This is a genomic window from Streptomyces flavochromogenes (assembly GCF_000717595.1).
Classification (GTDB): Bacteria; Actinomycetota; Actinomycetes; order Streptomycetales; family Streptomycetaceae; genus Streptomyces; species Streptomyces flavochromogenes.
Genome location: NZ_JNZO01000050.1, coordinates 61,445 through 71,602 on the forward strand (window position 1 = coordinate 61,445; position 10,158 = coordinate 71,602).

At 65.5% G+C, this 10,158-nt stretch carries 5 protein-coding genes and 1 pseudogene; 4 read left to right on the top strand and 2 right to left on the bottom strand.

What is annotated here, in order from left to right; all coding sequences use genetic code 11:
- Positions 1-178 precede the first annotated feature (178 nt).
- The 3 genes and pseudogenes from IF00_RS0138690 to IF00_RS48155 form a co-directional block, all read left to right on the top strand.
- On the top strand, positions 179-7,531 hold the full coding sequence (locus IF00_RS0138690; RefSeq protein WP_425338359.1) for a polymorphic toxin-type HINT domain-containing protein: 7,353 nt from the start codon (positions 179-181) through the stop codon (positions 7,529-7,531).
- A gap of 65 nt (positions 7,532-7,596) precedes the next feature.
- Entirely contained in the window at positions 7,597-8,055 is a 459-nt protein-coding gene (locus IF00_RS45910; protein ID WP_158710583.1) for a hypothetical protein, read from the top strand.
- Positions 8,056-8,169: 114 nt separating this feature from the next.
- Positions 8,170-8,300: pseudogene (locus tag IF00_RS48155) on the top strand (IS630 family transposase); the annotation flags it as partial.
- 17 nt (positions 8,301-8,317) lie between these two features.
- Here the strand turns inward: IF00_RS48155 and IF00_RS0138695 are convergent.
- Positions 8,318-9,067, bottom strand: a complete 750-nt coding sequence (locus IF00_RS0138695; RefSeq protein ID WP_030326514.1) for an IS5/IS1182 family transposase — start codon at positions 9,065-9,067, stop codon at positions 8,318-8,320.
- Between the two features lie 190 nt (positions 9,068-9,257).
- Between IF00_RS0138695 and IF00_RS0138700 the strand changes: the two genes are divergently transcribed.
- Positions 9,258-9,500, top strand: a complete 243-nt coding sequence (locus IF00_RS0138700) for a hypothetical protein (RefSeq protein ID WP_030326516.1) — start codon at positions 9,258-9,260, stop codon at positions 9,498-9,500.
- Between the two features lie 295 nt (positions 9,501-9,795).
- On the opposite strand, the gene IF00_RS0138705 is transcribed toward IF00_RS0138700, so the two are convergent.
- On the bottom strand, positions 9,796-10,032 hold the full coding sequence (locus IF00_RS0138705) for a hypothetical protein (protein WP_030326518.1): 237 nt from the start codon (positions 10,030-10,032) through the stop codon (positions 9,796-9,798).
- Positions 10,033-10,158 lie beyond the last annotated feature (126 nt).

A 10,158-nucleotide genomic window follows, 5' to 3' on the forward strand; every position in this document is an offset into this window, starting at 1 on the left:
TCAGAATCAGACCATCCGGTCGCATTCAGTCGACTACGTACCGTGACAATACTCACCTCCGGCGCATCACATCTGGAAATCCTTCACGAACTGCACGCAGAATCTGCGGGATCTGAAGTGCAATCACCTGCGGCCCGCCTTCCGGCTCCCGCTCCAGGTGGTCCGGAGGGACCTCGCCTTGTTCGCTCGTCACCGCCAAGCCCGCCGCCGGGTTCGACGCACCGTCATACCCGCGCTCGGCGCAGCCCTGCTGGTGGGTCTCCTGCCTGCCCAGTCCCTGGCCATGCCACCGGACCCCGCGAACGCCGAGGCCGGGCGCGAGACCATCGAGACCGAACCGCTCGAGCTCGAAGAGATCGAGCTCGACAAGCCCGTCGAGGGCGAGACGTTCGAGAAGGACCTTCAGACGCTCAAGGCTGAGGTCCCCACCGACCAGCAGCAGGCACCCGCCGGGACGACGACGCCACCGGCCGCCGACACCGAGTCCTTCACCTTCGGCTCCGCCCCCCTCAGCCCCGCCTCGTTCACGGCCGCCGCGACGGCGACGACGGAGGAAGGCGGCCTCACACAGATCCCGAACATCCCCGTCCTCGCCGGACAGGCCGCCGGCCACCCCGCCCCGACCGGCACGTGGCAGTTCACCGTCGTCGACCGCAGCAGCGAAATCAGCCAGACCGGCGAAGAAGCCCTCAAGGTCGGCTCCCTCGTCACCGTCCAGGCCCCTACGGCCGGCTCCGTGCCTCTCTCCGTGGGCATCAACTACTCCACCTTCGAAAACCTCCACGGAGCCGACTGGGCCACACGCCTGCGCCTGGTCCAGTTCCCCGAGTGCTACCTCACCACGCCCCTCGAGCCGGCATGCCAGGAGTACGAGGAACTCGAAACGGTCAACGACCCTGTCACCAACACCGTGACGGCCACGGTCGACACCGCCGCCGACGGCACCGTCACTCCCGCCAGCGCCACAGCACCCGGCGCCGCGTCCGGTCCGGCGGTCATGCAGGCCGCCTACACAACCGTCACCCCCACCGCCGCAGGCGGCGACAAGGCCGTCATCGGCGCCGTCGACTCCGGCGCAGGCCCGGGTGGCTCCTTCAAGGCCACACCGCTGGCCGCAAGTGGCAAGTGGTCCGCGGGCGGATCCTCCGGCGCGTTCACCTACTCCTACCCGATGGTGATACCGCCCGCCCCGGCCGGCCCCGCCCCGAGCATCACGCTCTCCTACAACTCGCAATCCGTCGACGGCAAGACCGCCGTCTCATCCCCCCAGACATCATGGATCGGCGAAGGATGGGACTACAGTCCCGGCTTCATCGAACGCCGCTACCGCTCCTGCAAGGACGACACCCACAAGCTCACCGACGACACCCCCAACAACACCGCCAAGGACGACAAGACCAGCAGCGACCTGTGCTGGGTCTCGTACAACGCGGTCATGTCCCTCGGCGGCAGCACCACCGAACTCGTCCGCGACGCCGCGGCGAACAGCGACCCCGCGACCGACACCGAGATCTACCGTCCGCTGAAGGATGACGGCACCCGTATCGAGCGGATCGTCACCGCCGGTACGAACGGGGACGACAACGGCGAGCACTGGCGGGTGACCACCACCGACGGCACCAAGTACCACTTCGGCCTGAACAAGGTGGGCGGCGCTCACGCCGACAGCAACTCCGTCTCCACCGTCCCCGTCTTCGGCAACCACCCCGGCGAACCCTGCCACGCCACCGCCTTCGCCTCCTCCCGCTGCGGCGACGGCAAGCAGCAGGCATGGCGCTGGGGTCTGGACAAGGTCGAAGACGTCCACGGCAACGTCATGATCGTCAACTGGAAACAGGAGACGAACTACTACGCAGTCCGCGGCAAGCGCGACGGAGCCGCCCCTGAGCAGTACGAGCGCGCCGCCTACCCCGCCAGCATCGAGTACGGTCTGCGCGCAGCGGACTTGACCAAGCCTTCCGCGACGGTCGTGTTCGCCACCGACCAGCGCTGCCTGAAGACGACCGGCTGCGAACCAGGCAACTTCAAGCCCGGCAACCCCACCTCCTACCGGCCCTGGTGGGACACTCCCGGCAGCCTCAACTGCGCTTCCGGTTCCAAGCTCTGCCCGGCCTTCCCGTCCTTCTGGACCCAGCTCCGCCTCAAGACCGTCACCACCAACGCCGCCCGTGCCGGCCAGATTGGTCTCGGCCAGGTCGACACCTACACCCTCAACCACTCCTTCCCCGAAGACTGGTACGACACCGCCCCCGGCCTCTGGCTCAACTCCATCACCCGCCGGGGCTTCGCCCCCGGCGACACCACCGGGACTCCGCAGTCCAAGGACGGCGTCAGCTTCGACCACTACACCGTGGGGAAGCGGTCACACGAATCCCTCCGGAAGTACCTCCTCGACAAGCAGCTTCCCAACCTCGTCTCCCGGGACGCTGACGACAAGCGCCCCGGCTTCACCCGGCCCCGCATCGGCACCATCGCCACCGAAGCCGGCGCCGACATCGAAGTCGAATACCTCGGCGGCTGCCAGTACCAGCCCGCCATCGACAAGGGCAAGGCCAACGGCGCCTGCTACCCGGTCCACTGGTCCCCTGACGGCGAGGAGAAGGACCCCGCCAAGGCGTGGTTCAACAGGTACGTCGTCTACTCGGTCACCGAGACCGACAAGGTCACCACCATCTTCGGCAAGCCCGTCAAGACCACCTACGACTACTCGGGCCCCGCATGGGCCAAGAGCGACGACGAGTTCCTCCGCCCCGCCTTGCGCACCTACAGCGACTGGCGCGGCTACCGCAGCGTCACCGTCACCAAGGGCCCCAGGACCACACCTCCCACCTCGGCACCCAAGCCCGGCGACCCGCCCCACGCACCACCTTCCCAGTCGCAATCCACCACGCTCTACTTCCAGGGCGTGGGCGGCGAGGTACTGGACTCCGTCGACGGCACCGTGCTCCTCGCCGACGACGCCCCCCAGTACGCCGGCATGACCGCCGAAACCATCACCTTCCTCAACTCCGGTATGTCCCCGACGTACTTCGACCACGACCGGATGACGAAGCCCCTCTTCAAGCACCGGACCCGCACCTTCCCCGACGTTTCAGTCGAGACCGCGTCGCGTGCCCGCAAGGCCGAAGACGGCACTGACCTGCCCGCCCTGCGCGCCTACCGCACGGGCGTCAAGAAGACGGACAGCATCCAGGCTGACGGCGCGAACTGGCGAGGCGTCCGTACCACCACCCTCGACCGCGACAGCTACGGCCTGCCCACCGCCGTCGAAACCGCCGTCGTCACCCGCAACGGCACCACGGAAACCCTCTCCGAGCAGACCTGCACCAAGACCTCCTACGTCCACAACACCACCGCGTGGCTGATCGGACTGCCCAGCACCGTCCGCACCACCGCCACCACCTGCGCCGACCACGCCGGCGCCGACACCGCCACCGAACTCAAAGGCTCGGTCCACAGCCGCTACGACCACCTCGGCCACGGCGCCACCCCCACCAAGGGCCTCATGACCGACGTCGACGGCATCGACGGCACCGGCACCGCCCACTCCATCACCACCAGCACCAACTACGACGATCTCGGCCGACTCACCAGCATCACCGCGCCCGAGACAGGCGAGACCAAGACCGAGTACACCCCGGCGACAGGGGGCCCGGTCACCTCGGTCAAGACGTACAACGCCAAGAACCATCCCACCACCACGATCCTCGACCCCGGCCGGGCCCTCCCGCTGACGGTCACCGACCCCAACGGCCGCGTCACCCGCACCCAGTACGACGCCCTCGGCCGCCTCACCAGGGGATGGTCCCCCTCCCGGTCCGCCGGAACCCAGACCCCCACCGTCGAGATCGCCTACCAGACCGCGAACGTCGCCGCCGACGGCAAGACCAGCCCCGCAGCCGTCACCGTCATGACCCTCAAGGACGACGGCAGCTACGCCCGCCAGATCACGCTCTACGACGGCCTGATGCGCCAGGTCCAGACCCAGTCCGAAGCCCACGGCCCCGGACGCATCGTCACCGACACCTCCTACGACGACCACGGCCTGGTCGCCGAACAGACCAGCGGATACCTCGTCAAGGGCGAACCCGCCACCGACCTGTTCAAAGTCAAGTCCCCCACCCTCGTCAAGAGCCGGGTCAAGACCGTCTACGACGGCATGGAACGCCCCGTCAGGCAAATCCCATACCACGGACAGGCACGCCAAGCGTGGACCACCACCACCTACGGCGACACCACCACCGTCGTCGACCCCGCCGGCTCCACCGTCCCCACGACCACCACGGTCACCGACGCGCTGGGCCGCGTCACCGAGCTCAGGCACCACACCGGACCCGGCGCGTACCGCTCGACCACGTACAGCTACGACAAGCGCGGCAACCGTGCGGGCGTCACCGACCCGGCCGGCAACACCTGGACCTACCTCCACGACACCCGCGGCCGCGTCACCTCGGCCAAGGACCCCGACACCGGCATCACCCAGACCCAGTACGACAACGCCGACCGCCCCACCATCGTCACCGACGCCCTCGGCCAGACCACCTACACCACCTACGACGTACTCGGCCGCATCACCGCCGTTCACGAAGGATCCAAGCTGCAGGACCCGGTCAAGGCGTACACCTACGACCCGGCCGGAGCCCTCGGCCTGGCCTCGGAGTCCAAGCGCCGCACCACCACCGGCGACTACACCACCAAGATCACCGGCTACGACACCGAGTACCGCCCCACCGGCCGCCAGGTCACCATCCCCGCCAATGCGATGACGACCGGCCTGTCCGGCACCTACGCCTACGACTACACCTACACCCCCACCGGAAAGCCGCTCTCCGTCACCCTTCCCGCCAAGGGCGGCCTGCCGGCCGAGAAGGTCATCACCCGCTACAACGAAGACGGCCTGCCCGAATCCACCTCCGGCAAGGCCTGGTACACCTCCGACGTCACCTACTCCCCGTACGGCGAAGTCCTCCGCTCCGTCTCCAGCGCACAGCCCTACCGCATCTGGACGACCAACTTCATCGACGAACACACCGGCCGCCTGACGCGCACCGTCACCGACCGCGAAACGTCTGGCCCCCACCGCATCTCCGACACCGGCTACGCCTACGACACCGCAGGCATGATCACCGCCAGCGCACGCCAGGACGCGGTGACCAACACCAGCACCACCTGGGACAACCAGTGCTTCACCTACGACACCATGGGTGAACTGGTCAACGCCTGGACCTCGAACATCAAGCCCAACGGAACCGGCACCGGCTGCAAAGCCGCATCAGGAACCACCTGGGGCTACAACAGCACCGGCACACCCTCCAGCGGCCCCGTCGCCGACGCCGCCAACGCCCCGAACACCGAACCGGCCGGCCTGCCCGACACCGCACCCGCCGCAGGCACCATCGCCACCAACACCGGCACCCCCACCACAACACTCACCGGCCCCGTCACCGGCCAGGCCGCCTACCACCAGTCCTTCACATACGACTGGATCGGCAACCGCGCCAAAATGACCGAGCACGACCCGGCCGGCGACCCCACCAAGAACGTCAGCTACACCTACAACTACAGCACCACCCAGCCCCACACCCTCACCTCCGCCACCTCCACCACCGCGGGCAAGAACAGCGCCTACACCTACAACCCCACAGGCACCACCAAAACCCGCGACCTGCCCGGCGGCACACCCGGCACCCCGGAACAGACGCTCCAGTGGACACCCGAGCATCAACTCGAGTCGAACACCGTAGGCGCCACCAAGACCACCTACGTCTACGACGCCGACGGCAACCGCATCCTCGAAAACTCACCCACCGGCAGCACCCTCTACCTCGGCGAAACCGAACTCACCACCGACACCGTCGGCCTCATCACCCGCGCCACCCGCGCCTACACCCAGCCCGGCACACCCACGGTCACCCGAACCAGCGTCGACCGGTCCGCTGCTCACAACGTCAGCGTCCTGCTCACCGACCACCTCGGCACCGCACACACCGCAGTCGAAGCCGGCGACAACCAGCCCGTCACCCGCCGCGCCTTCAAGCCCTACGGCGAAACCCGCGGCCCCAAGCCGGCCAACTGGCCCAACAAACGCAGCTACCTCGGCGTCGGCATCGACGACACCACCACCGGACTCACCCACATCGGCGCCCGCGAATACGACCAGAACACCGGCCGCTTCATCTCCGCCGACCCCCTCATCGACATCACCGACCCGCTCCAGATGAACGGGTACACCTACTCCAACGGAAACCCCGTCTCGAAGAGCGATCCCACAGGCTTTGCCCCCGACGACTGCGCCAACAACGGAGTCAGCTGCTCTCCTAACTCCGATGGCTCGTGGAATGTAGGCAAGACCAGTGAGTACGCAAAGTACAACCCGGCGCCCCCTGCGGAAGACGATCCTGGCCTTGCGTTCAACAAGGAAAGCGAAGCCGCAGGAAATTTGGTCCAGACGATTGCTGCGACGTATCTGAAGGAAGATCGATACCGGGACTTCATGCGTATCTATCAGGCTGAACTTGACAAGTTCATGCGTCGGGACCATGAGGTGTCAGCAAACGTCAAACTTTCCATGTTCGCCAACGTGTGCGCGGGACCGGACGCTTTCGGATGCCCGAAGGAAATGATTGACCAGCTCGAGCTCATTGAACTTGAAAAGAGTGCGCAGGCCGGCGCCTTTGAGGGGGGTGGCCGCCTCAGTGGCGCCTCCATGTCCAAGGCGTATACCAAGGCGTACAACAAGAGGATCCGAGAGCTGGATCCCTGCAACAGCTTCGTCCCGGGTGCAAAGGTACTCATGGCCGATGGCAAGATAAAGTCGATCGAATATGTGACGGTGGGTGACAAGGTTCTTTCCGGCGACCCAAAGACCGGTGAAGTCAGACCCGAGATCGTCACAGCAGAGATACACGGCCAGGGATACAAGGGGCTCGTAAAGATCACGATAGATATCGACGGAGTGGAAGGCTCGAAGACTGCTCAGATTTCGGCAACCGACGGCCACCCCTTCTGGGTCCCGGAACTGGGGGAGTGGATCGATGCGGCAGACCTTCGACCCGGGCAGCGGCTCCAGACCAGCACCGGCACCAATGTGCGGATCGACGCTCTTCATCGCTGGACGGCCTTGGAAGCCAAGGTCTACAACCTCAGCGTTTCTGGGCTACACACCTACTATGTACTGGCGGGCAGGACGCCGGTCCTCGTGCACAACTGCCCCATGGCGCGAGGTCGTAATGACCTCAAAGGGGTATCCCTGCCTAAGTCGTACGATGGTCTCGACATCACGCATGTTCGAGCAAATCATTTCTCAACAGGCAAGGGCGCCAATTCCACGAAGGATCTTTGGCCTAGTAGCATGACTGATGATGAACTCGAGGGCGTGGCTCGGCAGGCGCTAAAGCAAGGCACGCTGGTTGGAATTGACAAAGGCACCGGCATGCTTCAGGGGCGGGCTAGAGTGAACGGCATGGAGGTCCAGTTCCAAGTCCCAAGAGGTGGAGGTGAAATGCGCTCTATCTATCCCACTGGGCGATAAGGAACGGTTAAGTCTATTGGTGAGCCGGCAGGGTATTCTTACCCCGCCGGCAGAGAGTGGGGAGCATGTCCTTCAAGGTTGTGCTTAATGTGCGATCTCTGAAAGTCGACTCGGTGGACCCGGTTTTTGTGTCTGGAGATGTGCATGTAGTGGTGGGGGGGTGTGAGTTCCCTTCTGGGGACTGGACGGACTCTCCAATCTCAGCAATAGGTTCGCTGGGATCTGCGATCCAATGGGTTCGTAAGGGCGAGCCTGCAGACATGTATTTCTTCGAAGGTCCATATTTTGTGAAACTTTCTCCTTCTGAGTCCTTCCGTACGGACCAGAAGGTAAGGGTGACGGCTCTCAGGGACTATTGGGACGAGTCTGCTCAAGACTATTTCGGAGAAATAGTCGCAGATTCTTGGGTCTCTCTCGGTGAGGTGGAGAGGGCCTACTCGCAGGCGGTATCTTCTTTCGTTAGGTGGGGTGAAGAGAACGGAGAAGTGAAACTTCTAGCGCTCTTTAAGGGTATGCCCAAATGAAGCAGTCAAATTTCCCGTGAGGTTGTTAATGTGATCGCGAGTGGCGCTTGTCTTGGCGCTCGAGACGGATTCGTGCGTGGCGTTACTGAGATTGAGCTCGTGGAGGCGTAGGGGCTGACTGTCGAACGGCAGCAGTTCCGCGAGAGGTAACGGTCAAGGCGGTCGAGAGGTTCGCCCAGGGCGAGGCGAGCTCGGTGATCGCCAAGGACCTGAGGGTCAGTGTCCGCTCAGGGAGCGTTTTCAGGGGGACCACTGAGCTTCTTCAGCGTTGCCGCTCCAGCGTTAGGACGGCCTTGACGATTGACGTCATGCGGTTGGGGCTGCATCGGGACCTGCGGAAAATGCGCCAGGACGTCAGCCTCGCGACGCCGCGTTCGACGGGCGCTCGTGCTGCGGCCAGTGCCTGGTTGAGGGTCTGCTCGGTGGGGGTGAGTTCCTGCAGGGGCCTGCGCTTGATGCCGGTGGCTAGCCATGGGCCGGCGCCCTGGTAGGCGAGGTCGGCCAGGATGGGCACGCCCTGGCGCTCGCAGATCCGGATGATCCGGTGGGTGCGGGCGGCGGTCAGGTCGTGGGTGCGGCCCGGCAGGGCGGGCGAGAGCCACAGCAGCCGGCCGCCGGGGTCGGTGACGACCTGCACGTTCACGCCGTGGCGCCGGTGTTTGTGAGAGTAGTCGGCCCGGCCGTCACCGACCCGGTCGCACTCGGCGAGGGTGCCGTCGAGCAGGACGAAGTCCGGATCGTGCTCGCGCAGCGTCTTCAGCAGACCCGGTGCACGTTCGGCGAGCAGGTCGACGACCGCACCGGTGTAGGCGTGGGCGGTGGACTCGCTGATCCCGAACCCGGCGGCGATCTTCGCGAGAGTGGTGTGTTCGCGCAGGTACACCAGTGCCACCATCGCGCGCTGAGACGGACGGAGCTTGCATCGCCGGTCGCCCTCACGGGTGACGATCAGCATGGTGACCCACTCCACGAGTGCATGCGGCAGGTCGAGTGCGGCAGGATGGATGACCAACGAGGCCCCCGAGCAATGTGGTTGAGACGTCAGACATCTCGATCAACAGCTCGGGGGCCTCGCTCGTTGCGCTTCAGGGCCCATCACTCGATCGGTGGCCAACTCGAAGAAGCTCATTGACGCAAGCCCCAGCCTCAGGGCATGGGCAACTCGCACCACTGTCGATGGCCTCCCCGTACTCGTTGAGTTCATGAGTAACCGGGCCACCGGCCGTATCCGACTGCCGCACGTCTACGAGGACACTGAACACGTCCTGGGCGAGATCACCGACGAGCAGGGCCAAGGCGACCGCGTACGTAACTGGTTCCGCAGGCCCGGCTACGTCCCCGAGTCGCTGTTCTACGTCTTCGCCGGCCGTCCCGACCGCATCCACCTCACACCACCACAGCTACTGATGGAACAAGCCCGCCCCGGCGGAAGTTCCCAAGCCTAACTCCGTTCCTCCCACCGATCCGGCGAGAGGAAAAGACACAGACCGAACCGGCACCGGCGGACCTGCCGTCGGAGAGCGACCGCTTCGGCTCATCCACGCGGGCCGTGCGAGTGGAGAACGATCCGTAAGAACCCGACAGCGCCTCACCCAGCGGTGCGGCCCAGCCGAAGATGAGCAGGACGGACTTCCGCAAGCTGGGCATCGCTGACGTCACGTCTCGCATGCTCACCGCCCATGGGGGCGTCCCGACCTCGCCTCAGCGGCGAGGTCGGGACAGCGGGGGAGAGGCAGGCTGTCAGCCGGTGCAGTGCGGGGCGAGTGCGGCGGCGGTCAGCCCGCTGCCGAGGTAGGTGTCGAGGGTGTGGAAGTGGAGTGCCGCCATGTGCGTCTCGTGATGGACGTCGACGGGGAAGCGGTCGCCCAGGCGCCGGGGGAGGGCCACGAGATCGCCGGCATCGGCGATGTTGATCCAGTGGGAGATTCCGGCGGGTCGGTGCCCGCGCTGTGAAGAGTCAGGGGACGGTTCCAGCATCTCGAAAACCGCTCCCGGGAGCCCCAGTGTCGTTTCGTGGGGGTGTAGTTGCGGGGCGGGTGGTGTCTTGTGCTGGGGGTATCCCGGTTTCGATGAGACTGTGTGAGTGCGGTCTTGTGGGGCTGT